At 67.1% G+C, this 21,460-nt stretch carries 25 protein-coding genes; 17 read left to right on the top strand and 8 right to left on the bottom strand.

What is annotated here, in order from left to right:
• Positions 1 to 36: 36 nt before the first annotated feature.
• From EV643_RS04290 to EV643_RS47205, 3 genes are all read right to left on the bottom strand, one after another.
• Entirely contained in the window at positions 37 to 1,806 is a 1,770-nt protein-coding gene (locus tag EV643_RS04290; protein WP_133798649.1) for a chitinase, read from the bottom strand.
• A gap of 193 nt (positions 1,807 to 1,999) precedes the next feature.
• Positions 2,000 to 2,353 (bottom strand): hypothetical protein, encoded by a 354-nt coding sequence (locus tag EV643_RS04285; RefSeq protein WP_133798648.1) that lies wholly within the window; start codon positions 2,351 to 2,353, stop codon positions 2,000 to 2,002.
• A gap of 62 nt (positions 2,354 to 2,415) precedes the next feature.
• A complete protein-coding gene (locus tag EV643_RS47205) occupies positions 2,416 to 2,889 on the bottom strand; it encodes a hypothetical protein (protein ID WP_502255077.1) in 474 nt (157 codons plus the stop codon).
• Positions 2,890 to 2,971: 82 nt separating this feature from the next.
• Here EV643_RS47205 and EV643_RS46815 point away from each other — a divergent pair, with 82 nt between their 5' ends.
• The 4 genes from EV643_RS46815 to ligD are packed head-to-tail and all read left to right on the top strand — an operon-like array spanning position 2,972 to position 6,371.
• The gene (locus tag EV643_RS46815) at positions 2,972 to 3,316 is read left to right on the top strand and encodes a helix-turn-helix domain-containing protein (protein ID WP_133799188.1); all 345 of its coding nucleotides are present in this window, start codon (positions 2,972 to 2,974) and stop codon (positions 3,314 to 3,316) included.
• Positions 3,219 to 4,205, top strand: a complete 987-nt coding sequence (locus tag EV643_RS04270; RefSeq protein ID WP_166665316.1) for an XRE family transcriptional regulator — start codon at positions 3,219 to 3,221, stop codon at positions 4,203 to 4,205. Before EV643_RS46815 ends, EV643_RS04270 begins: the two co-directional genes overlap by 98 nt.
• Positions 4,206 to 4,246: 41 nt before the next feature.
• On the top strand, positions 4,247 to 5,356 hold the full coding sequence (locus EV643_RS04265) for a branched-chain amino acid aminotransferase (protein WP_133798646.1): 1,110 nt from the start codon (positions 4,247 to 4,249) through the stop codon (positions 5,354 to 5,356).
• 37 nt (positions 5,357 to 5,393) lie between these two features.
• Entirely contained in the window at positions 5,394 to 6,371 is a 978-nt protein-coding gene (gene ligD, locus EV643_RS04260; RefSeq protein WP_133798645.1) for a non-homologous end-joining DNA ligase, read from the top strand.
• Here ligD and EV643_RS04255 read toward each other — a convergent pair whose 3' ends face one another.
• Both EV643_RS04255 and EV643_RS04250 read right to left on the bottom strand, forming a co-directional pair.
• The gene (locus tag EV643_RS04255; protein WP_255512943.1) at positions 6,372 to 6,872 is read right to left on the bottom strand and encodes a class I SAM-dependent methyltransferase; all 501 of its coding nucleotides are present in this window, start codon (positions 6,870 to 6,872) and stop codon (positions 6,372 to 6,374) included.
• 122 nt (positions 6,873 to 6,994) lie between these two features.
• Positions 6,995 to 7,603 carry a TetR/AcrR family transcriptional regulator gene (locus EV643_RS04250; protein WP_133798643.1) on the bottom strand — a complete coding sequence of 203 codons (609 nt, stop codon included), beginning with the start codon at positions 7,601 to 7,603 and terminating at the stop codon, positions 6,995 to 6,997.
• A gap of 87 nt (positions 7,604 to 7,690) precedes the next feature.
• On the opposite strand from EV643_RS04250, the gene EV643_RS04245 reads away from it, so the two are divergent.
• Positions 7,691 to 9,067, top strand: coding sequence for an FAD-dependent monooxygenase (locus tag EV643_RS04245; RefSeq protein WP_133798642.1), 1,377 nt, complete (start codon positions 7,691 to 7,693; stop codon positions 9,065 to 9,067).
• 200 nt (positions 9,068 to 9,267) lie between these two features.
• Here the strand turns inward: EV643_RS04245 and EV643_RS04240 are convergent, their stop codons facing one another.
• Positions 9,268 to 10,332 carry a substrate-binding domain-containing protein gene (locus tag EV643_RS04240; protein ID WP_133798641.1) on the bottom strand — a complete coding sequence of 355 codons (1,065 nt, stop codon included), beginning with the start codon at positions 10,330 to 10,332 and terminating at the stop codon, positions 9,268 to 9,270.
• A 144-nt stretch (positions 10,333 to 10,476) separates the two neighbouring features.
• Between EV643_RS04240 and EV643_RS04235 the strand changes: the two genes are divergently transcribed.
• From EV643_RS04235 to EV643_RS04195, 9 genes are all read left to right on the top strand, one after another.
• Positions 10,477 to 10,857 carry a MarR family winged helix-turn-helix transcriptional regulator gene (locus EV643_RS04235; RefSeq protein WP_133798640.1) on the top strand — a complete coding sequence of 127 codons (381 nt, stop codon included), beginning with the start codon at positions 10,477 to 10,479 and terminating at the stop codon, positions 10,855 to 10,857.
• A gap of 97 nt (positions 10,858 to 10,954) precedes the next feature.
• Positions 10,955 to 12,661: a purine-cytosine permease family protein gene (locus EV643_RS04230; protein ID WP_133798639.1), complete on the top strand. Its 1,707-nt coding sequence runs from the start codon at positions 10,955 to 10,957 to the stop codon at positions 12,659 to 12,661.
• Positions 12,658 to 12,960, top strand: coding sequence for an urease subunit gamma (locus EV643_RS04225; RefSeq protein ID WP_133798638.1), 303 nt, complete (start codon positions 12,658 to 12,660; stop codon positions 12,958 to 12,960). Before EV643_RS04230 ends, EV643_RS04225 begins: the two co-directional genes overlap by 4 nt.
• Before the next feature lie 11 nt (positions 12,961 to 12,971).
• Positions 12,972 to 13,337, top strand: coding sequence for an urease subunit beta (ureB, locus tag EV643_RS04220; protein WP_133798637.1), 366 nt, complete (start codon positions 12,972 to 12,974; stop codon positions 13,335 to 13,337).
• On the top strand, positions 13,330 to 15,033 hold the full coding sequence (locus EV643_RS04215; RefSeq protein ID WP_133798636.1) for an urease subunit alpha: 1,704 nt from the start codon (positions 13,330 to 13,332) through the stop codon (positions 15,031 to 15,033). The genes ureB and EV643_RS04215 overlap by 8 nt, the downstream gene beginning before the upstream one ends.
• Positions 15,033 to 15,710: an urease accessory protein UreF gene (locus tag EV643_RS04210; RefSeq protein WP_133798635.1), complete on the top strand. Its 678-nt coding sequence runs from the start codon at positions 15,033 to 15,035 to the stop codon at positions 15,708 to 15,710. The genes EV643_RS04215 and EV643_RS04210 overlap by 1 nt, the downstream gene beginning before the upstream one ends.
• Complete coding sequence (ureG, locus tag EV643_RS04205) at positions 15,703 to 16,485, top strand: urease accessory protein UreG (RefSeq protein ID WP_133798634.1); 783 nt, start codon at positions 15,703 to 15,705, stop codon at positions 16,483 to 16,485. Before EV643_RS04210 ends, ureG begins: the two co-directional genes overlap by 8 nt.
• A complete protein-coding gene (locus tag EV643_RS04200; RefSeq protein WP_133798633.1) occupies positions 16,469 to 17,146 on the top strand; it encodes an urease accessory protein UreD in 678 nt (225 codons plus the stop codon). Before ureG ends, EV643_RS04200 begins: the two co-directional genes overlap by 17 nt.
• A 71-nt stretch (positions 17,147 to 17,217) precedes the next feature.
• Positions 17,218 to 17,841, top strand: a complete 624-nt coding sequence (locus EV643_RS04195; RefSeq protein WP_202869387.1) for a nucleoside/nucleotide kinase family protein — start codon at positions 17,218 to 17,220, stop codon at positions 17,839 to 17,841.
• 25 nt (positions 17,842 to 17,866) lie between these two features.
• Here the strand turns inward: EV643_RS04195 and EV643_RS04190 are convergent, their stop codons facing one another.
• Entirely contained in the window at positions 17,867 to 18,613 is a 747-nt protein-coding gene (locus EV643_RS04190) for a TetR/AcrR family transcriptional regulator (RefSeq protein WP_238165352.1), read from the bottom strand.
• A gap of 82 nt (positions 18,614 to 18,695) precedes the next feature.
• Between EV643_RS04190 and EV643_RS04185 the strand changes: the two genes are divergently transcribed.
• The 3 genes from EV643_RS04185 (at position 18,696) to EV643_RS04175 (ending at position 20,915) form a co-directional block, all read left to right on the top strand.
• Positions 18,696 to 19,595, top strand: a complete 900-nt coding sequence (locus EV643_RS04185) for an ATP-binding cassette domain-containing protein (protein WP_133798631.1) — start codon at positions 18,696 to 18,698, stop codon at positions 19,593 to 19,595.
• 10 nt (positions 19,596 to 19,605) lie between these two features.
• Positions 19,606 to 20,379 carry an ABC transporter permease gene (locus EV643_RS04180; RefSeq protein ID WP_133798630.1) on the top strand — a complete coding sequence of 258 codons (774 nt, stop codon included), beginning with the start codon at positions 19,606 to 19,608 and terminating at the stop codon, positions 20,377 to 20,379.
• A gap of 341 nt (positions 20,380 to 20,720) precedes the next feature.
• On the top strand, positions 20,721 to 20,915 hold the full coding sequence (locus tag EV643_RS04175; protein WP_133798629.1) for a hypothetical protein: 195 nt from the start codon (positions 20,721 to 20,723) through the stop codon (positions 20,913 to 20,915).
• A 156-nt stretch (positions 20,916 to 21,071) separates the two neighbouring features.
• Here EV643_RS04175 and EV643_RS04170 read toward each other — a convergent pair whose 3' ends face one another.
• Positions 21,072 to 21,278 (bottom strand): hypothetical protein, encoded by a 207-nt coding sequence (locus EV643_RS04170; RefSeq protein ID WP_133798628.1) that lies wholly within the window; start codon positions 21,276 to 21,278, stop codon positions 21,072 to 21,074.
• Positions 21,279 to 21,460 lie beyond the last annotated feature (182 nt).

Here is a 21,460-nt window from a genome sequence, read left to right as displayed (position 1 = left end):
GAACCGAATTCCGGGGTCCGGTTATCCACAGCCCGATCACGGCAGGGCGGCGAGATAGGGCGCGTGACTGTTCTTGAACTCCCAGTTGTAGTAGCGGTCCCAGTTGATCGACCAGGTCATCAAGCCCCGGAACGACGGGGAGGCGCCGCCGCGGAGGGTGTAGCCGCCGCAGTTCTGACCCTTCACCAAACAGTCGAGCGCCTGGTGCACGGCCGCCGGGGCGGTGTAGCCGTTGCCTGCGCTGACCGCGGCCGGCAGTCCGAACGCGAGCTGGTCCTGCCGGAGGCCGGGGAAGGTCTGGCCGGTGTTCGCGACCGGGAACCCGGCCTTGAGCATGTCGGTCATCGCGATGTGGAAATCGGCGCCGCCCATGTTGTGGTACTGGTTGTCAAGCCCCATCACCGGACCCGAGTTGTAGTCCTGGACGTGCAGCACAGTCAACGAGTCGCGCAGTGCGTGGATCACCGGCAGGTACGACCCGGTCCGGTTGTCGCCGGCGCTCGAACCGCCGTAGAACTGGTAGCCGACCTGAACGAAGAAGGTCTCCGGAGCCATCGTCAGCACGAAGTTCGCGCCGTACCGGGCCTTCAGCGTCTTCAGCGCGGAGATCAGGTTCACGATCACTGGTGTGGTCGGGTTGCGGAAGTCGGTGTCGCCCGCGTTGAAGTAGAGCGAGTGGCCTTCGAAGTCGATGTCGAGCCCGTCCAGGCCGTAACGGTCGATGATCGCGGCGACCGAGCTGACGAAGGCGTCCCGTGCCGCGGAGGTGGTGAGCTGGACCTGGCCGTTCGCGCCGCCGATGCTGATCAGCACCTTCTTACCCTGAGCCTGTTTGGCCTTGACCGCCGCGACGAAATCGGCTTCGCTCTCGACGTTCGGGCACTCACTCGCCGGGCAGCGGTTGAATCGGATGTCGCCCGAGGTGACGGACGTCGGTTCGCCGAAGGCCAAGTTGATGATGTTCCACTCGGTCGGAACGTCGGCCATCCGGACGTACCCGGACCCATTGGCGAAACTGGCGTGGAGGTACCCGATCAACGCGTGCTTCGGCAGGCCGGTGCTGGTGCAGCCGGTCGTCGAGGCGCTCGTTGCGGCCGACTTCGCCGATTCCCCGTTGCTGTTGTACGCCGCGACGGCGTACGAGTGGCTCGTACACGATTGGAGCCCGCCGATCGTGGCCGTCGTACCGGTGACTGTCTGGACCACAGTGGAGCCTTCGTACACGCGGTAGCCCGTGACGGTTCCAGTGGACGCACCCCACGCCAGGGAGATCGCGCTGTTCGTCGTACTGGTGACTGAGGGCGCACCGGGGACACTCGGTGCGCCCGGCGTGCCACCCGGGCCGTCAAGGCTCACGTCATCAGCCTGGTACGCCGGCTGCCCGTACCAGCCATGCAGGTAGATCTGTGCGGACGTCTGGCTCGCGCCCGTGGTGAACGCGACCGTGAGCTGGGAGTACTCCGCGGCCGACGGGGTCCAGGTCGAGGCTCCACCGGTGACGCCCAGGTACACGTACGAACCACGAACCCAGGCCGACAACGTGTACGCCGTACTGGGCTGCACCGCGACCGTCTGACTGCACTGCGCGGTGTCGGAACTCGTCACGCCACCGTTCAACGCATACCCGCCCGAGCGAACCGGACTCGACACCACCGAGCCACCAGAGCAGGTCCACCCACTCAACGAACCGCTTTCGAATCCCGAATTAACCAACAGATTCGCGGCCTGCGCACTCGATACCACCGTCACCAAACCAGCAACGGCTAGCACCACTGCGACAACAGCGGCCAAACAACGTGAACGCATGGGCGGACCTCCTCGGTGGGGCGGCGCTATTAAGTAGAGAGGCTCCAAAAACCACCGGTCAAGGCATCACCCCTGTCGGCTACCCGACGCTGTCCGAAACCCGCCGACCACGTCCACCCCGGAGCACGCCCACCTCACCCGCCCGGCGGCCCGGGCTCAGCCCGTCCCTGAGTTCGACCTGCCCCGCCCTGGATCAGCTCGGTAAGACCTTCACCCAGGCGTAGTCGTGATCGCCGAACTCGACCGCCGACACGGTCACCGTCTGCCCGAAGGCGGCGCCTTTCTCCCCCACGCCCAGGGTGAGCTGCACGGACTCGGCACCGCTCTTCATCACTGACAGCATCGCCCGCTCAGGATCCTTCAGCACACCACCGACGCCCACCTGGACGCCACCGGGCATGTACTCCACCGTCCCTTGCGAGATGCGGACCGCCCCGTCGGACGGAGTGGTGAAGGAACTCGTCGGTCCGCTCGGGTCCTTCGCCACGTCCGAGTTGCAGCCGGTCATCCCCACGAGCAGCGCCAGCGCGACCGCGATCCACCTCATGCCGCCTTCATACCAGCCAGTCGGATCAGCCACCGTCGAGAACCGGGCACCGGGCACAGACTTCACGGCCCACACCCCAGACACGGCCACTCCCTCCCACACCGAGGACATCTTCCCTCCGCGGTAGGCGCAGGCAACCAGAGCGGCAGCGTCAACCCCACATCCCCCGTTGCGCCGACCTCCGCCTGCGCGCCGACCTCCGCCGCAGGGCTCGGCGGACTGTCCAGCCAGCGCACCTCAGTGCCGTCGTCACCATGCATGGTGAGAAGCGCGGTAATGCCGCCCGCCCAAACCGAGACGGCCGGAGCCTGGCCGCACCATCGGACGACTGCCAACCCGTCTGCCCATTCGACTCCCTCTCCCACTGTGCCGGTGATCCCGGAGCTGGACCGCACCAGGCAGAAGGGCCGCGGCGGCCCCTGCTGCGTCACGTCCTGTCGGTCCACACCAGCAAGCCTTACCGCCGCCCACTGCCTCCACCAGGCGTGATCTGTGGGCTGTCCGAACAGCCCACAGCCCCCACCACTCCGCTGCATCGCGTTCTGTCGGTTGGCCCTTGTAGCGTTCCCAGCACGCACCGCAAGCGGGGAGGGCACTGTGGCTGAGGCAGCGTTCGGCATGCAGTTGAGGCGGTCCCGGCAAGCAGCCGCACTGAGCCTGCGGCAGCTTGCCAACCGGGTGGGCTACGACCACAGCTACCTGTCCCAGGTAGAACGCGGCCCGCCGCCCCGGTTCCACCCACCTGGCCCAGCTCTGCGACCGCGAACTGGGCACGGGTACGGCGCTCACCACCGCCTTCCAGCAGAACCACCAAGAGGAGCGACAACCAGGCGGTCCGGGTTCACCGGTGGCCAAGGTGTCCTCTGTGCAGCGGCCGTCCATGGTGGATCGGTCGGCGGGGGATGTGCTCGAGGCGGTTCGGCATGGCCTGACGGGGTCGTTCGCGCAGCCGCGGGAGGGTGACGAGTGGGATGCCGTCGTCACGGCGTACAGGACGGAGTTCGCAACGACGCCACCGGCGGACCTGCTGCCTGCGCTGACGGCCGATCTCCAGCTCTTGCATGCGGCAACGGTCCCTGGTTCGACTGAGCTGGCAGGACCTGCAGCGGAGCTTGCCACGCTGATGGGGTTGACGCTCACCGGGTTGGGCCGAGTTCGCGCCGCCGGGCGTTGGTGGCGGACGGCCCGGCTCACGGCCGACAGCGCCGCCCAAGCGGTCGCCAGTCGGGTTCGGAGTTGGGAGGCGTCGAGTGGGCCGGCTGAGGGGCGGCCGTTGGCGGAGATGCTGGGGCTTGCCGATGAGGCGCTGGGGTTGGCGGAGCGGCCGCTGGAGGTGGCGCGGGCGGTTGCTGCGCGCGCGAAGGTGCTTGCCTTACTCAACCGATCCGACGACGCCCGGCAAGCCCTGCAGGATCTACGGGAAGTCGACGAAGGCCTCCCGGGGAACACTCCGCCGCACGACTGGGCGCAGTACGAGGTGGACAGGTTGGAGAGCTTCGTGTGTACGGCTCTGGGCGACACACTGCACGCGTACTTCGCGCAGGACCGTGCGTTGTCGTCCTGTCCGCTGGAGTTTGTGCGGGAGCGTGCGGAGCTCGAGTTGCAGCTTGCGCAGTGCCTGATCGTCGACGGCGATGTCGCTGCTGGGTTGAGTACGGCGATGCGCGTGCTGGTCGAGCTGGAGGACCAGTGGCACACGCACTATCTGTACGACGTGGCCGGCCGCGTGCTGTCCGCAGTACAGGGTCGTGATGCGGGGAGACCAGCAGTGCGGGACTACCGCGAGCTGCTCAAGCGCAGGCCGTACTACGGTCGCAGTGTGGGCAGTGGGTCGAGCCGGGCCATGGCGTAGGGGTAGCGTGCCCGGAAACAGGACCTGACCGGGGAGTGGTAGTGACAGACGCGTGGGACTTCGGGCTCGAGTTGCGGAGTGATCCGGCGACGACGGCGGCTCGGACCGCAGTACTGGACAAGCCTGGCTTCGGTCAGGCGTTCACCGACCACATGGTGGTGGCGACGTGGTCGGCCGATCGCGGCTGGTACGACCAGAAGGTGACGGCATACGCCCCGCTCAAGGTCAGCCCGGCCGCTGCGGTGCTGCATTACGCACAGGAGATCTTCGAGGGCCTGAAGGCGTACCGGCACGAGGACGGGTCGGTGTGGGCGTTCCGGCCGGACAGGAACGCCGCGCGGTTCAGCAGCAGCGCCACGCGGCTGGCGCTGCCGCAGGTGCCGGAGCAGGACTTCATCGCCGCGCTGCGCGCACTGGTGACGGTCGACGAGGCGTGGGTGCCGCCGGCGGGTAGCGGTGAGACCAGTCTGTACCTGCGGCCCTACATGATCGCGACCGAGGCAGCGCTGAGCGTCCGGCCCGCGCGTGAGGTGCTGTTCGGAGTGATCGCCTCCCCGGCCGGCGCGTACTTCGACACCGGACCCAAGCCGATCTCCATCTGGCTCACTACCTCGACGATCCGCGCGACCCCGGGCGGCACGGGCGCCGCCAAGTGCGGGAGCAACTACGCCGCCAGCCTGGCCGGCCTCGCCGAGGCAGTCGCAAACGGGTGTGACCAGGTCGCCTTCGTGGACGCGGTCGAACGCCGCTGGCTGGAGGAGATCGGCAGCACGAACCTGTTCTTCGTATACGCCGACGGACGGATCGTCACGCCCGAGCTGTCCGGCTCGATCCTCGAAGGGGTCACCCGCGCGTCCGTGCTGGATCTCGCCGTCGATCTCGGGCATACGGTCGAGGAGCGGAAGGTGTCAGCTGACGAGTGGCGCGACGGTGTCCGTAGTGGCGAGATCAGCGAGGTGTTCGCCTCCGGTACGGCGGCCGTCATCGCCCCGATCGGCCGCCTCGCCTGGCCCGACGGCGACCTCACCATCGGCGACCACTCCATCAACCACGGCGTTGGCCCCGTCACCGCCACCCTCCGCCAGTCTCTCCTCGACCTCCAGTACGGCCGAGTCCCGGACACGCGCGGCTGGCTAACCCGCCTCGCCTGAGTGCTGGATGTCCGGGTGGGCGGTTAGGTTGGGCGGCATGGCAGAGTCCAAGGCGGGGAAGGCGAAGACTCCGGCGGTCGAGTTGGAGGTGGGCGAGCGCACGGTGCGGATCTCGAATCCGGATCGGGTGTACTTCCCGGCCCGTGGTGAGACCAAGCTGGATCTGGTGAAGTACTACCTGTCCGTCGGGGACGGGATCGTGCGGGCGTTGCGGGAGCGGCCCTGCATGATGCACCGATTCCCCGAGGGCGTCGCCGGCGAGAAGGTGCACCAGAAGCGGTTGCCGCACGGGGCGCCGCCGTGGATGGAGACCGTCCGGGTGCACTTCCCGCGGTACAACCGGACCGCCGACGAACTGTGTGTCACCGAGGTCGCGCATGTCGCGTGGGCGGTGCAGATGTCGACGGTCGAGTTCCACCCGTGGAACAGCCGTCGCGCCGACACCGAGAAGCCGGACGAGTGGCGGATCGACCTGGACCCGATGCCCGATTGCCCGTTCGATCGCGTCCGCCGCGTGGCCCACGTCGTACACGAGGTTCTCGACGATCTCGGCGCCGTCGGCTACCCGAAGACCTCGGGCGGCAAGGGCATCCACATCTACGTCCGGGTCAAGCCCGAGCACGGTTTCTCCGACGTACGCCGCGCGGCCCTGGCGTTCGCCCGCGAGGTGGAGCGGCGCGCGCCCGACGACGTGACGACGACGTGGTGGCGCAAGGACCGCGACCCCAGAAAATTGTTCGTCGACTACAACCAGAACGCCCGCGACCACACGATCGCCAGCGCGTACTCTGTCCGCGGCAACCCCGAAGGCACTGTCTCGACCCCCATCCACTGGGACGAGATCGACGACGTCAACCCCCGCGACTTCACCATCGCCACGGTGCCCGCGCGCTTCGCCGAACTGGGCGACCTGCACGCGACCATCGACGACGACGTCTATACCCTCGACACGCTCCTCGAATGGGCCGAACGCGACGAACGCGAGGGCGCCGAAGTACCTCCGACGGACGAGTGATCAGCGGCACCGTACGACGAGGAACGTCGGGAGTCGGGACAGGTCCGGCCGGTTCCCCGATCGCTCGGGTGTCGGTCGGGGTTCGGCTGTTTGGTCCAGCTGAAACCCGTGCCGCAGGAGGGTGTTGAGGTACGTCGCCAAGGTCCGGTGATTGGCTCCGACCTGGTGCCGCAAAGTCGACAACGAACCGTCGGCCCGCCACCACCGCTCGTCGTAGTACGAGCCATCGGACGGCCAGGCGCCGGATACGCCTTCAGCACCGGGGAAGCACGGATGCAGGATCGCGAAGACGAAGATCCCGCCCGGGCGAAGGAGGCGACGAACGTTGCTAACCGTCGCGTCGAGATCGTCGATGTCGGACAGGCCGAAGCTGCAGACCACCGCGTCAAAGCTCTGCCCTTCCAACAGGTCGGGATCGGCTACGTCGGCATGAAGGTAGTCGATGCCGCGGCGCTCGCGCTGTTCGAGTTCGGAGGCCTTGCCGAGCATCGCTGTCGAGATGTCGGCCCCACAACGGAAGCACCATTCCGCGCAAGGCCACGCGTAACCCGTCCGTGGCCGCAGGCAACTGACCTATACCGCCGATGCCACGCGCTGCTCGTATGCCGTTGGCTAACACGCCTTCAGGGCTTGCCGGCGAGGCCGTGGTGGAGGAGGTCGGTCAGGTGGTCTATGGCTTCGTCGTCGGTGAGGGTGCGGCCCGAGGGGTGGCCGGTGACGAGCCAGGTGTGGGCGAAGCCTTCCAGCAGGGCGTTCATCGAGGTCAGGTGGAGGTCGGGGTCGATCGGGCCGGGGAGCTGGTTGAAGTGGTCGGCCAGGTGGGCGTCGTCGGCGTACATGATCTGCTGGAGGCGGCGGCCCAGCGCGGGGTCGACCATCGACGCCTGTTTGAGGGCGATCAGCTCGGGCAGGTGGGCGCGGTAGAAACGCCAGAACGCGGCAACGTGCCAGCGGATCGATGAGCGGCTGCTGAAGTCGGATTCGTGCGCCGGGTCGTCCAGGACCGGTTCGTCGGCCTCGGCGAGCATGTCGGTGAGGAGCGCCTCGAGGATCTCCTCCTTGCCGGCGAAGTGGTTGTAGAACGAGCCGGTCGCGCGGCCGGCGGCAGCCGTGATGTCGGTGATCTTCGTGTTCAGGTACCCGCGCTCGGCGAACACCTCCCGGGCGGCCTGTTTCAGCGCGGCCTCGGTCTCGGCCGCCTTCTCCTTGCGGCTGGCCCCGGTACTCACCATCTCGGCAACCTCCTTGACAGCGAACCCTAGCGTCGCTCATAGTGAATCCGGATTCAGTGAATCACAATTCATCCACGAGGAGAAGTCATGAGCGTGTTAGTGGTTGGCGCGGGTCCGACCGGGCTGACGCTGGGGATCGAGTTGGCCCGGCGCGGCGTCGACGTACGGGTGGTGGAGCAGGCGACGGAGTTCTTCGCCGGTTCGCGCGGTGACGGGATCCAGCCGCGGACACTGGAGGTGTTCGACGACATGGGCGTGATCGACGACGTGCTGGCGCAGGGGATCCCGGTGCCGTTGACGCGGGTGATGATCGACGGCCGGCTGTACGACGAACGGCAGCGAGTGCGGAACATGGCGCCGACCCCGGACAAGCCGTACCCGAATCCATGGATGCTCGCCCAGTCCAAGACCGAGGCGATCCTACGCGACAAGCTGGCAGAGTACGACGTCCACGTCGAACTGGACACCGCGCTTCAGACCTTCAACCAGGCCGAGAACAAAGTCACGGCGATGTTGTCCACCGGGGAGACCGTCGAGGTGGACTACCTGGTCGGCGCGGACGGCGGGCGCAGTACGGTCCGCAAGGCGCTCGGGATCGCGTTCGAGGGGACCACCGACGAATCGCTCCGGGTGCTGCTGGGCGACGTATCGGTCGATGGGCTCGACCATCGATACGACCATTGGTTCGCGCATTCCCGCAACCCGATGGCGGGGATCGGGCTGGCTCCGTTGGCCGGCGGTGACCAGTTCCAGTTCGGCGCGCCGCTCGACGACGATCAGCTCGAGCCCACCCTCGAAACCCTGCAGGAGTTGTTCGACCGGTACGCCGGACCGGGGGTCGGCAAGATGCGCGACCTGACCTGGGCCACGATCTGGCGGCAGAACATCCGGTTGGCCGCCCGGTTCCGCGACGGCCGGGTGTTCCTGGCCGGCGATGCGGCGCACGTTCACCCGCCGACGGGTGGGCAGGGGCTCAACACCGGTATCGGGGACGCGTACAACCTCGGCTGGAAACTTGCTGACGGCAACGACGAACTACTGGACAGCTACGAGATCGAGCGCCGGACCAACGCGGCCCGGGTCCTTGGGCTCAGCGTCGAGCTGCTGCAGAAGTATCAGGACGGCGACGAGGACGCGAGCGACCGGGGCGAGGAGACCCAGCAGCTGGACATCACCTACCGCGACCCGGCCGATCGCAGCCCGATCGCGTCCGGAGACCGTGCGCCGGACTCACCGCTCATCGATGCCCAGGGCAACAGGACGACACTCTTCGACCTGTTCCGCGGGCCGCACGAGACGTTGCTCCGATTCACCCCGGGTACGCCGTCCGACCACCCGCACGCCATCGACGTCGTACGCGCGAACCCCACCGATCGGGCCTATGCCTCGCCGGACGCGTTCGAGTATTACCACGCGCAGGACGGTGACGAGATCTTCGTCCGGCCGGACGGCCACCTGGGCTGATGGCGTGCATTTCGACAGGAGGTAGTCGCGATGTTGGGCCGGCTCAACGCTTGGGATGGCTCGGGGCCGACCGCTGAGAGGGACTACATCCTGTCGAAATGTACAGCGGACGCCGGGAAGGTCGAGCCCGGGCGCGTGGCGCGTGGGTCCGGCGCATGGCGCGTGGGGTCAGGTCCTGGCTGCGGTGATCCTTCATGCCGCTAGGGGCGGGCGATCTGCTCCTGGATGCGGAATTCCAGGCCGTCGGCGGCGGCCAGGTAGACGTCCTGGTCAACCAGGTTGCCGTCGAGGCGCATCAGGCCGCGGGGGCTGTCGTAGAAGTGGCCGCTGGGCATCGCGCCGATGGCGTCCATGGTGATCGATCCGCTGAGTTTGCCCAGCCGGGCGAGGAAGTGAATCGCCTCGTAGCAGGATTCGCCGACCGCGTTCAGGGCCGGCGCCCAGGCCCCGAAGCGGGCGTAGTACTCGCGGGCGAACTCGTTGCTCTCCACGGTCGCCAGGCCGTCGAAGTACGCCGCGGCCGCGTACAGGCCCTCGTTGGCGCCCGGGCCGGCGGCGAGCAGGGTGTTCTCCTCGATCGCGGGGCTGAGCCGGAGCAACCGATCACTCAACCCCGCCCGGGCGAACTGCCGGTTGAAGTGGACTGCGTCCTGGCCCATCAGCAACATGATCACGCCCTCGACGTCACCGCCGTCGAGCTCGTGCAGCACTCCCCCGAAGTCGGTCGTACCCAGCGGAACGTAGGAGGCGCCGACGATCTCGGAATCCGTTCCACGCAAGGCCGATTCAGCGACTGCACCCGTCACGCGCGGGTAGACGTAGTCGTTGCCGACCACCGCCCAGCGCCGTACTCCGTGCTGTTCGCGGATCCAGTGAGTTGCCGGGAGCAACTGGTTGACCGGGCGCTCGCCGAGCATGAAGACGCCCGGGGTGTCGTCGCTCCCCTCGTGCATCGCGGCGAACGCGTAGACCACGCGACCGCCGATCCGCCGGGTCAGCGCGACCCGTACGGCGGAGATGTGCCACCCGGCGACGGCGTCGACTCGACCGCTGTCGACTAGCCGGCCGACTTCTTCGGCGACGACTTCGGGCTGTCGGCCACCATCGACGTGGACGAGCTCGACGCGACGTCCGGCGATTCCGTCACGGGCGTTGAGTTGTTCGACCGCGAGCTGTCCGCAGGCCAGACAGGACGGGCCGTAGATCCCGGTCGGACCTTGCCGGGGCACGACGAAGGCGATCGTGACCTCCTCTGAGCCCGGCATGCCGACCAGTCTGAGCTACCGGCAGCGGAATCACCGAGCTCTGGGCTATATTCACCGCTACGTGAGACGGCACGAGATTCACGTTGACGTGAGACGGCACGAGAATCACCCCACCGTGAGACGGGATGAGCGAGAGGCGGGCAGATGACGACTAGCCTGCTCCTGCTGCTCAAACAGGCCGAGCGCCGGATCGAGCTGGGTCTGCTGCCGCTGCTGGAGGAGTTCGAGCTCACGATCGAGCAGTGGCGGGTGATGTCCGCGCTGCACGAGGAGCCCGGGCTGCCGATGACCACGCTCGCCGAGACCGCGGTTCTCCCGCCGGCGAGCCTGACGAGGCATGTCGACAAGCTGGTCGAGCGAGGTCTCGTCCTGCGCCGCATCCACCCGGAGGACAAGCGCCGGGTTGTCACCGCCCTGTCCCCCGTCGGCACGACCGTGGCCGACCGGATCCGCGCCGAGGAGCGCCGGCTCGAGCCCGGTCTTGGGGTCGCGGAATTACTTCCAAATGGAAATACACGACCGTAGCGGTCACGCAACACGCAGGTAACAAGCCGCTCCTAGGTTCCTTCCATTCGGGTGCATCGACTGCACCGTCCGCCAGAAGGTTCCGCAGGAGTTCGTCATGACCGTTGAACCCTCGCTCGACCAGCGCGCCGCCACCGACGCCGGCGCAGTACCAGAGCCCAGCACCGCGACGCGCGAAACCCTGGAGGACTACACCCTGCGGTTCGCCCCGCGCAGCTACCGGAAATGGTCGACCGGTGTGGTCGGCGTTTCAGCGCTCGGCGGCATCGCGTACCTGGCCGACTTCGCGATCGGCGCGAACATCGGCATCTCGTACGGCACCACGAACGCGTTGTGGGGTATCGGGATCTTCGCCGTGGTGATCTTCGCGACCGGGCTGCCCCTCGCGTACTACGCCGCGCGGTACAACATCGACCTGGACCTGATCACCCGCGGCAGCGGATTCGGGTACTACGGGTCGGTGGTGACGAACGTGATCTTCGCGTCGTTCACGTTCATCTTCTTCGCGCTCGAGGGTTCGATCATGGCGCAGGGCCTCGAACTGGGCCTCCACGTTCCGCTCTGGCTCGGGTATGCCGTGTCGACGCTGGTGATCTTTCCGCTGGTGATTTATGGCATGAAAGTACTGTCCACGCTGCAGGTCTGGACCACACCGTTGTGGCTCATCCTGATGGTGCTGCCGTTCGTCTACCTGGTCGTGTCGCACCCGGAGTCGGTGTCGTCGTTCTTCGACTACCAGGGTGAGAACGGACAGGGTGCGACGAACGTCGGCTCGATGTTGCTCGCGGCTGGGGTGTGTCTGTCGCTGATCGCGCAGATCGCGGAGCAGATCGACTACCTGCGGTTCATGCCGCCGAAGACCCCGGAGAACTCGCGTCGCTGGTGGTCCTCGATGCTGCTGGCCGGACCGGGCTGGGTGATCTTCGGGGCCCTGAAGCAGGCGATCGGTCTGTTCCTCGCGGTCTACATCATCGCGAACATTGCCGATGGCGCGACGGTCGCGAACGAACCGGTGCACCAGTTCCTGGAGATCTACCGCGGCTTCCTCCCCGGGTGGCTGGCGATGGTGCTGGCCGTCGTACTGGTCGTGATCAGCCAGATCAAGATCAACGTCACCAACGCGTACTCCGGGTCGCTGGCCTGGACGAACTCCTACACCCGGCTGACTCGGCACTACCCCGGGCGGCTCGTGTTCCTCGGGTTCAACCTGGTGATCGCGCTGGTGCTGATGGAGGCGAACATGTTCGACTTCCTCAACACCATCCTCGGCTTCTACGCGAACTGCGGGATGGCGTGGATCGTGGTCGTTGCCTCCGACATCGTCTTCAACAAGTACCTGCTGAAGCTGTCGCCGTTGCAGCCCGAGTTCCGCCGCGGCATGCTCTACGCGATCAACCCGGTCGGGTTCGTCTCGATGGCGCTGGCGGCGGGCATCTCGATCCTGGTGTTCTTCGGTGGTCTGGGCGACGCGATCAAGCCGTACTCGCCGCTGGTCGCGATCGGGTTGGCGGTTGTGTTGCCGCCGATCCTGGCGATCGCGACGCGTGGCAAGTACTACCTTCGCCGGAGCGACGACGGGATCGAGCTCCCGATGTACGACGAGCACGGCAACCCGTCGGGCGCAGTACTGAGTTGTCACGTTTGCCGGCAGGACTACGAGCGACCGGACATGGCGGCTTGCGAGACGCATGACGCGTATGTGTGCTCGCTGTGCCTCAGTACGGACAAGGTGTCGGATCATGTGCTCCCGGCTGGCGCTCCCACTGCCGCTGCCGCTGACGCATCGGCGAGGGCTGAGGCGTGAAGTTCACGCCGTCGGAGGTGGAGAAGCTCCTGCTCTCCGTGGCCGGTCTGGTCGCCCGCGACCGACTAGCCCGGGGGGTGAAGCTGAACCATCCGGAAGCCGTCGCGCTGCTCAGCACTTGGGTGATCGAACGCGCCCGCGAAGGTGCGCTGGTCGCCGACCTGATGGAACAGGGCCGGACGGTGCTCGGCCGGGACGACGTGATGGAGGGCGTCGCTGAACTGCTGAGCGATGTGCAGGTCGAGGCGACGTTCCCGGACGGCCGCAAGCTCGTCACTATCCACAGCCCAATCATTTGAGGGGAGAGAACATGGCGAGCGAGATTAGACTTAGCAATGAAGGGCAGGGGGCGGGCGAGGGCGCAACCAGCGCCGGACCCGGAGCGGTGCGGGTCGCGCCCGGCACGATCGTGCTCAACGCCGACCGCACCGAAGACGAGCGGTTGGCGCTGGTGATCGTGAACACCGGTGATCGCCCGGTGCAGATTGGGTCGCACCTGCATCTGCCGGATGCGAACTCCGCGCTTGAGTTCGATCGTGCCGCTGCCCAGGGCTTTCGGCTCGACATTCCTGCGGGGACTTCGCGGAGGTTCGAACCCGGTGCCTCCCGCGAGGTTGCCGCTGTCGCGCTCAAGGGACGCCGTTCGGTTCCTGGGATTCAGGTGAAGCATGGTTGAGATCTCGCGGGCTACGTATGCGGCGCTGTACGGGCCGACCGTCGGGGATCAGGTGCGGTTGGCTGATACGGACCTGTGGATCGAGGTTGAGCAGGACCTCACCGTGGGCGGGGAGGAGGCCGTTTTTGGTGGGGGGAAGTCGATCCGGGAGTCGATGGCTCAGGGGACGACGACGCGGGCGGAGGGTGCGCCCGACACGGTGATCACGAACGTGCTCGTGCTGGACTGGTGGGGCGTCGTGCGCGCGGACGTGGGGATCCGGGACGGGAAGATCGTCGCCCTGGGCAAAGCGGGGAACCCGGACATCGCGGACGGGATCGATCCGGCGCTGCAGATCGGGGCGTCGACCGACATCATCGCGGGTGAAGGCCGGATTCTGACCGCGGGCGGAATCGACTCGCACGTGCATCTGTTGTCGCCGTCGCAGTTGCACGAGGCGAGCGCGACGGGGATCACCACGATTGTGGGCGGCGGTACCGGGCCGAGTGAGGGGTCGAAGGCGACGACGGTGACGCCTGGGGCCTGGCATTTGCAGCAGTTGCATCGGAGTCTCGACAACTTTCCGATGAACGTGTTGCTGCTGGGCAAGGGCAACACGGTCAGCGTCGAGGCACTCGCCGAGCAGGCGCTCGGGGGCGCGGCGGGGTACAAGATTCACGAGGATTGGGGCGCGACGCCGGCTGCGATCGACGCGGCGTTGCAGGCCGCCGACGACTGGGGGTTGCAGGTTGCGCTGCATGCGGACTCGTTGAACGAAGCCGGGTTCGTGGAGTCGACGTTGCGGGCGATCGACGGGCGCGGGATCCACGCGTTCCACGTCGAGGGTGCCGGCGGCGGACATGCGCCGGACATCCTGTCGATCGCGGCGCACCCGAACGTCGTACCGGGCTCGACCAACCCGACCCTGCCGCACACCGTCAACACCGTGGCCGAGCACCTCGACATGTTGATGGTGTGCCATCACCTGAGTCCGGATGTGCCCGAGGACCTGGCGTTCGCGGAGTCGCGGATCCGGGCGACCACGATCGCGGCCGAGGACATCTTGCACGACATGGGCGCGTTGTCGGTCACGTCGTCGGATGCGCAGGCGATGGGGCGGATCGGCGAGGTGATCACCCGGACCTGGCAGGTCGCGCACGTGATGAAGGCGCGCCGCGGTTCGCTCGGTACCAGTTTGCCGGCGGACAACGAACGCGCGCGCCGGTACGTCGCGAAGTACACGATCAACCCGGCTGTTGCCCACGGCATCGATCACGTGGTGGGCTCGGTGGAGGTCGGGAAGCTGGCGGATCTGGTGCTTTGGGAGCCTGCGTTCTTCGGGGTACGGCCGGCGCTGGTGATCAAGGGCGGGACGATCGCATGGGCGGCACTTGGTGATCCGAATGCGTCGATCCCGACGCCGCAGCCGGTGCTGATGCGGCCGGCGTTCGGGGATGCGATCGGGGCGGGGTTGTCGGTGTCGTTCGTGTCGCCCGCGGCGTTGGAGGACGGGCTTGCGGCGCGGTTAGAGTTGCGGCGGGAGCTGGCCGGGGTGCGGCCGACGCGGGCCGTGAGCAAGGCCGATATGAAGAACAACGACGTTCTGCCGAGCATCGAGATCGATCCGGAGACATTCGCGATCAAGGTCGACGGTGATCTGATCGAACCCGCACCGGCGACCAGGCTGCCGCTGGCCCAGCTTTATGCGATGTTCTGATGGGCACGAATCCGGAGCTTGTTGCCTTGATGCTGGCGGATGCGCGGCTGCCTACGGGTGGGCACACACAGTCAGCCGGGCTGGAGCCTGCTGTGCTGGCCGGGTTGGGGGCTGATGGCAACAAACTTGGGGAGATCGAGGAGTACGCGCGGGATCGGTCGCGGACAGTCACTCGGGTCGAGGCCGGCGCTGCGGTGGTTGCCCGGTACTTCGCGCTGAGCGGGCTGGAGTTGACGCCGGTCGAGCGGGCGTGGGCGGCTCGGACACCCAGTCAGGCGCTTCGGGCTGCGTCGCGTCGGCAGGGTCGGGCCTATCTGCGGCTGGCCGGGCGGGTTTGGCCTGGCGTGCTTGAGCATCTGCCGGGCGATGGGGAGATCGCTCGGCCGGTGGTTGTGGGGGTGGTGGGAGCGGTGACCGGGTTGTCGGCTGTGCAGACGGCTCGGTTGATCGGGTATGAGGATGCGCAGACCGTGGTCGCGGCGTCGTTGAAGTTGCTGCCGGTCGATCCGGTTGATGCGGCGTGCTGGTTGACGGCGTTGCATCCGGAGATCGAGGAGTTGGCGGACGCCGTACGGGGGTTGACCGGGCCGGGTGAGATTCCGGCGTGCGGGGCTCCGTTGGTTGACGTGTTCGGTCAGAAGCATGCTGCCGAGAGGATGAGGTTGTTCCATGCATGAGTCCACGCGTTCGTTCCGGCTCGGGGTCGCGGGGCCGGTCGGTACTGGGAAGAGTTCGCTGATCGCGATGGTGTGCCGGGAGCTGGCGGGTGAGCTTCAGCTCGGGGTGATCACCAACGACATCTATACCGACGAGGATGCGCGGCTACTGCGGTCGGCGGGAGTGCTTGCGCCAGAGCGGATCCGGGCGGTAGAGACCGGCGCGTGTCCGCATACGGCGATCCGGGATGACGTGACGCCGAACTTGCTGGCCGTCGAGGATCTCGAGCGAGACTTCGCTCCGTTGGATGTGGTGCTGGTCGAGTCCGGTGGGGACAACCTGACTGCGACCTTCTCCCCCGCGTTGGTGGATGCACAGATCTTCGTGCTCGATGTCGCCGGTGGGGGTGATGTTGCGCGGAAGGGCGGGCCGGGGATTGCGCGGGCCGATCTGCTGGTCGTGAACAAGACGGACCTCGCGCCGTACGTCGGGGTGGATGTCGTGCAGATGGTCGCGGATGCCGAGGCGGCTCGTGGTGGGAAGCCGGTACTCGCGTTGTCGCGGAGTGATGCTGAGTCCGTTGCGTTGTTGAAGAAGTGGGTGCTGGAGATGACGGCGGTGGTGCGCAGTGGGCGGCACACGCCGGTCGATCCTGGGCCGATGGCGCCGCACTCCCATGTCGGCGATGACGGCGAGCTGATCACCCACACGCATGCTCATCCGCACGACCAGACGCACGCTGGTGTGGAGGTCGACACCGATCGCGTAGTACAGGCGCATGCGCACTCGCATTGAGGTGGTGGCGGATCCGGTTCGGGATCGGTGCTTGCTGACTACGGGGTTGCTCTCGCCTCGGCGGTTGCCTGCGCCGGACGGCGTCGTACGGGTTGCGTTGGTTGCAGCTGGTGCGTTGCTGCTGGCGGGTGATCAGGTTCGGATCGAGGTTGTCGCGCGGGGGAACGTGCGGGTGGAGATCGTGGAACTGGCCGGCACGGTCGCCTATGCGATGCGCGGTGGGTCGGCTCGGTGGGATGTCGACGTCGAACTGTCCGACGGGGCGTCGTTGAGTTGGCATGGTGAGCCGTTCGTGGTTGCGGAGGGTGCTGAGGTCGATCGGTCGACGTCGATCCGGCTCGGTGCGGGCAGCCGGGCGGCGTTGCGGGAGTCGCTGGTGCTTGGGCGGCACGGTGAGGCGGGCGGAGCGCTTCGTACTACGACGCGGGTTGCGCTGGGCGATGAGGAACTCCTGGTTGAGCACCTTGATCTGTCGCCCGGTCGGAGGTCTGGCTGGGCGATTCTCGGGGACTCGCGGTGTCTGGATGCGGTGACCACGCTTGGGTTCCGGTTACCTGAGGCTGAGCAGACGTTGCAGCTCGAAGGTGCCGGTTCGATTGCGCGTCGGCTGGTCGCCGCGCAACACACCAGCGACCTCGGTGAGGTCTGGGCCGCTCTCTAGCCGCGACATTGGGCACGGGCGGTGGGGGTCGCCGGGCGGGGGTGGGGTTCTACGATCTGGGGATGCGGGTTATGGGTGTCGATGGGGCCTTGGGGCGGGCTGTTGAGCTTGCGGGGCGTGGGCGGCGGGCGATTCTGGGGATTACGGGGGCGCCGGCGGCGGGGAAGTCGACGTACGCCGCGGGGCTTGCGGCTGAGCTGAGTTCGCGGGGGCACAAGGTCGCGCTGGTTCCGATGGATGGGTATCACCTGGCGCAGGCGGCACTGGAGCGGTTGGGGATCGCTGAGGTGAAGGGGGCGCCGCATACGTTCGACGCGGGTGGGTTTGTGGCGCTGCTCGAGCGGTTGCGGAAGCAGGACGACGAGACCGTTTGGGCGCCGCGGTTCGATCGGGAGCTGGAGGATTCGATTGCCGCCAGCATTCAGGTCGACGCCGAGGTCGAGGTGGTGCTGGTCGAGGGGAACTATCTGCTGCTGGATCAGGAGCCGTGGGCAACGGGACGGCGGCTGATGGACGAGGTTTGGTACGTCGACCTGGCCGATGACGTCCGGCAGGCTCGGCTGGAGGCGCGGCACCGGCAGTTCGGCCGCTCGCCTGAGGAAGCCCGTGAGCGGACCCTCGGCTCCGACGAGCACAACGCCCGTCTGATCGCAGCCACCAAACCAGCCGCCGATGCGATCCTCCAACTGCCCTGACCCAAGCAGGCCGGTTGAGGGCGGGCTACTGCTCCCCGGTGACTCGGGTGATGAAGGCGGATAGGCCGTCCAGGTAGAGCTGAAGGCCGAAGTCGAAGTCGGCGTCACTGCTTTCGTCGAAGGAGATGTTCTCGTCGAATACCCCGGCTTCGAGTACCCGGGCCAACGCGGGTAGTTGACGTGGGTCGACCACGCGAGCCAGCGTCGCGCCGTACCGGCTGAACGCTTCGGGGTTGTCGGTGAATCCGGCGGCGAGGTCCAGTGAGAGCCGGATCTCGCCCTGGACGTACGTCATCAGGCCCATCACCACGCCGACCTTGGCCTCCTCGGTCAGCCCTGTTCCAGCCAGCGCCCCGAGTGCGGAATCGAACCACGCGAGGTTGTTCGGCCCCGCCGGCGGACCGGAGATCGGCAGGCTCGCGTACCACCGGTGTTTGCGCACAGCGGTCAGCACCCCGGCCGCCCAGAACGTCAGCCCGGTGCGCCAGTCGACTCCCTCGGGCAATGGTTCCGGCCGTTCCAGCGCGGCATCCGTCATCAGGACGAGCAACTCGTCCTTGCTCTTCACGTGCCGATAGAGCGCCATCGTCGAGTTGCCCAGCCGCTCCGCGACGCGGGCCATCGACACGGCCCCGAGGCCCTCGGCATCGGCCAGTTCGATCGCCGCCCGGGTGATGTCCTCGGCCGTCAGCGACGGTTTCGGCCCGCGCCGGCGCTCGTCCCGCAAGCCCCACATCAACGCGACATCCGCCGGCAACTCGCTACTCTCCACGGCCTCAGTCTAGGTCTGGACAGCGATACTGCGTAGCTACTACGCTATTTAGCGTATCTAATACGCAGTAGGGGAGCTAGCAATGATCGTCGAAGCGACAAACCTGCGGAAGTCGTACGGCCGCACCGAGGTCCTGGGCGGGGTGGACCTGGCGGTGCGCGAGGGTGAGGTGGTCGCGCTGCTCGGCCCGAACGGCGCCGGCAAGACCACGATCGTGCGGATCCTGACCACGCTCACCCGGCCGGATGCGGGCCGCGCGACCATCGCCGGGTACGACGTGGTCCGCGAGCCCACGAAGGTCCGCGGCGTCATCAGCCTCACTGGTCAGTACGCCGCCGTGGACGACAACCAGACCGGTCGGGAGAACCTCGTGCTCGTCGGCCGGCTGATGCACCTCGGTCGCCAGGCCGCCCGGCAGCGCGCCGGCGAACTTCTCGACCGGTTCGGCTTGAACAACGCCATGAATCACAGGGTGAAGACGTACTCCGGCGGCATGCGCCGCAGGCTCGACCTCGCGATGAGCCTGATCGGCGATCCCCAGGTGATCTTCCTGGATGAGCCGACCACCGGACTCGACCCGGCCAGCCGGCTGACCATGTGGGAGGCGATCGCCGAACTCGTCCGCGACGGCACCACGATCCTGCTCACCACGCAGTACCTCGAAGAAGCCGATCGCCTGGCCGACCGGATCGTGCTGCTCGACAAGGGCCGGATCACCGCGGCCGGTACGGCGGACGCGTTGAAGGCCCAGATCGGTGGCCAACGGATCGAGCTGTACTTCGCCGAGCAGACTGACGCGATCAAGGCGGTCGACGTACTCGGTGGTGTTGCCGACGGCACCCTGGTCAACCTGCCCTCGGACGGAACGGCCGCCCACCTGCACGCGGTACTGGACGAGTTGCGATCGCAGGGTCTGCAACCGGTGCGGGTGTCATCGCATCGGCCGACTCTTGACGACGTGTTCCTCACTCTGACGGCCTAGGAGAACAGTCATGACTCACGACGGATTCGCGGCGGCGGTGAGCGACGCGGCGACGATGATCGACCGGAGTGTGCGGTTGACCCGGCGCAATGCCGACACCTTGTTCGTCTCGATTCTGCTCCCGCTGCTGATGATGGCGCTGTTCGTCTATGTCTTCGGCGGCGCGATCGAGACCGGGACGCAGTACATCAACTACCTGGTGCCCGGCATCCTGTTGCTGACCACGGGGTACGGTGCGTCGAACACCGCGATGGCGGTCGCCGACGACATGACCAGCGGCATGATCGACCGGCTTCGGTCGCTGCCGATCCGCAGCTTCGCCGTCCTGGCCGGCCACGTCACCGCGAGCGTCGCGCGTAACTCGGTCGCCACCGCGATCGTCGTCCTCGCGTCACTGGCGATGGGGTTCAGGCCGTCGGCCGGGCTGGTCGAGTGGCTCGCGGCAATCGGTCTGCTGCTGCTCTACGTGCTCGCGCTGTCCTGGCTGGCGGCCGGTCTCGGGGTGATCGCGAAGTCGGTCGAGTCGGCGAGCACCCTCAGCTTCTTCATGTTGTTCATGCCGTATCTGAGCAGCGCGTTCGTGCAGCCCGAGACGATGCCGCGGTGGCTCCGGCCGATCAGCGAGCACCAGCCGATCACGCCGGTGATCGAGACCGTACGCAGCTTCCTCACCGGGTCGCCGATGGGCAACAGCGGGTGGATCGCGCTGGCCTGGTGCGGCGGGTTGCTGATCGCGTCCTTCACCCTCGCGACCGTGCTCTTCCGGCGGCGGGCGAGGCGCTGATAACCGACCGAAAAAACGAATGCCCCGACCTGGGGCCGGGGCACTCGCCCGTGCGGGTCCCGGGGGGAGTGGGACCTCCACACGTGGGGGGGAATTCAAATCTATCCCGCCAGACGGGTCATGTCAGAACGAGACGGGTGATTCTCGAAACACTGTCCGCTAAGCGGTGCGAACCCTGCGCTGAACGGTCATCCCACCTCGACCGGACCAAGGTCGCTCGGCGTGATCGTCGGAGCGCACCGTAGCCGATCAAAAAACTTCTGCGGCGATGTCGAAAACTGTCATCCCGATCCGACGTATCAGTGAGAGCAGGAACCAACCGGATTGAGGAGAGGGTCAGCATGAACGAGAACACCACCAACCAGATGATCGTCACGATGCTGGCCGAGGGCAACCCGGTCTGGTTCGTCGCCGGGATGGTCAAGATGCGCAGCCACGACGTGTACATGATCGGCCGAGCGGCCGGCTATCCGGACAAGGCCAAACTGCGCCGCGCGGTCTGGGCCCAGCAGAACCGCGTTCGCGCCGCAGCCTGAAATCACCTGCTGACCCTCGAGCGGCCCGGCTTGTCCGGGCCGCTGGTCATGTCCGGACCACCCTTCGCATCCGGACCACCCTTCGCATCCGGGCCACCCGTCTCGTCCGGAGAACCCGTCTCAGCTGAGGCCGGGCCACCGGTCTAGTCCAAGCTCTCAGTCCGAGGTGTCGATCAGGCCGCCGAGCCAGCGTTCGACCGCCGGCATGATTAGGCTGCCGGAGTGCGCCGCCCCGTCGACCAGGTCGAAGGTGATATCCAGACCGTGCGAGCGGAAGTTCGCCTCCAGCGTCCGGAGCCGTTCGATCCGGGTGTTGCCGGTCTTCTCCACCCCGTCCATCCAGGTCGACTCCCCCGGGTTCATGATCTCCCAGGTCTGCTGCGGCGGTTCGGCCGGCGGGCCGCGCGATCACCACCGCCGGGTTCCGGCTGGCCGACGACCTGCTCGCGATCCAGCAGACGCTCGAGTTCTCTCATACGCTGGAGACGCTTCGGCAGCACCTCGGATACTGACTCTTGGCCTGGAGGTCCTGTGCAGCCTGTCAG

The organism is Kribbella caucasensis, assembly GCF_004361855.1.
Taxonomy (GTDB): Bacteria; Actinomycetota; Actinomycetes; order Propionibacteriales; family Kribbellaceae; genus Kribbella; species Kribbella caucasensis.
This window is presented reverse-complemented; position numbering and strand designations above follow the sequence as displayed.

Excerpts from the sequence above, each read along its gene's own strand:
- EV643_RS04185 (WP_133798631.1), top strand. The coding sequence starts at position 18,696 with ATGATCGTCGAAGCGACAAACCTGCGGAAGTCGTACGGCCGCACCGAG.
- EV643_RS04200 (WP_133798633.1), top strand. The coding sequence starts at position 16,469 with ATGCGCACTCGCATTGAGGTGGTGGCGGATCCGGTTCGGGATCGGTGC.
- EV643_RS04170 (WP_133798628.1), bottom strand. The coding sequence starts at position 21,278 with ATGAACCCGGGGGAGTCGACCTGGATGGACGGGGTGGAGAAGACCGGC.
- EV643_RS04215 (WP_133798636.1), top strand. The coding sequence starts at position 13,330 with ATGGTTGAGATCTCGCGGGCTACGTATGCGGCGCTGTACGGGCCGACC.
- EV643_RS04240 (WP_133798641.1), bottom strand. The coding sequence starts at position 10,332 with ATGCCGGGCTCAGAGGAGGTCACGATCGCCTTCGTCGTGCCCCGGCAA.
- EV643_RS04210 (WP_133798635.1), top strand. The coding sequence starts at position 15,033 with ATGGGCACGAATCCGGAGCTTGTTGCCTTGATGCTGGCGGATGCGCGG.
- EV643_RS04290 (WP_133798649.1), bottom strand. The coding sequence starts at position 1,806 with ATGCGTTCACGTTGTTTGGCCGCTGTTGTCGCAGTGGTGCTAGCCGTT.
- EV643_RS04230 (WP_133798639.1), top strand. The coding sequence starts at position 10,955 with ATGACCGTTGAACCCTCGCTCGACCAGCGCGCCGCCACCGACGCCGGC.
- EV643_RS04245 (WP_133798642.1), top strand. The coding sequence starts at position 7,691 with ATGAGCGTGTTAGTGGTTGGCGCGGGTCCGACCGGGCTGACGCTGGGG.
- EV643_RS04250 (WP_133798643.1), bottom strand. The coding sequence starts at position 7,603 with ATGGTGAGTACCGGGGCCAGCCGCAAGGAGAAGGCGGCCGAGACCGAG.
- EV643_RS04235 (WP_133798640.1), top strand. The coding sequence starts at position 10,477 with ATGACGACTAGCCTGCTCCTGCTGCTCAAACAGGCCGAGCGCCGGATC.
- EV643_RS47205 (WP_502255077.1), bottom strand. The coding sequence starts at position 2,889 with ATGCAGCGGAGTGGTGGGGGCTGTGGGCTGTTCGGACAGCCCACAGAT.
- EV643_RS04180 (WP_133798630.1), top strand. The coding sequence starts at position 19,606 with ATGACTCACGACGGATTCGCGGCGGCGGTGAGCGACGCGGCGACGATG.
- ligD (WP_133798645.1), top strand. The coding sequence starts at position 5,394 with ATGGCAGAGTCCAAGGCGGGGAAGGCGAAGACTCCGGCGGTCGAGTTG.
- EV643_RS04195 (WP_202869387.1), top strand. The coding sequence starts at position 17,218 with ATGGGTGTCGATGGGGCCTTGGGGCGGGCTGTTGAGCTTGCGGGGCGT.
- EV643_RS04175 (WP_133798629.1), top strand. The coding sequence starts at position 20,721 with ATGAACGAGAACACCACCAACCAGATGATCGTCACGATGCTGGCCGAG.
- EV643_RS46815 (WP_133799188.1), top strand. The coding sequence starts at position 2,972 with ATGCAGTTGAGGCGGTCCCGGCAAGCAGCCGCACTGAGCCTGCGGCAG.
- ureB (WP_133798637.1), top strand. The coding sequence starts at position 12,972 with ATGGCGAGCGAGATTAGACTTAGCAATGAAGGGCAGGGGGCGGGCGAG.
- EV643_RS04285 (WP_133798648.1), bottom strand. The coding sequence starts at position 2,353 with ATGAGGTGGATCGCGGTCGCGCTGGCGCTGCTCGTGGGGATGACCGGC.
- ureG (WP_133798634.1), top strand. The coding sequence starts at position 15,703 with ATGCATGAGTCCACGCGTTCGTTCCGGCTCGGGGTCGCGGGGCCGGTC.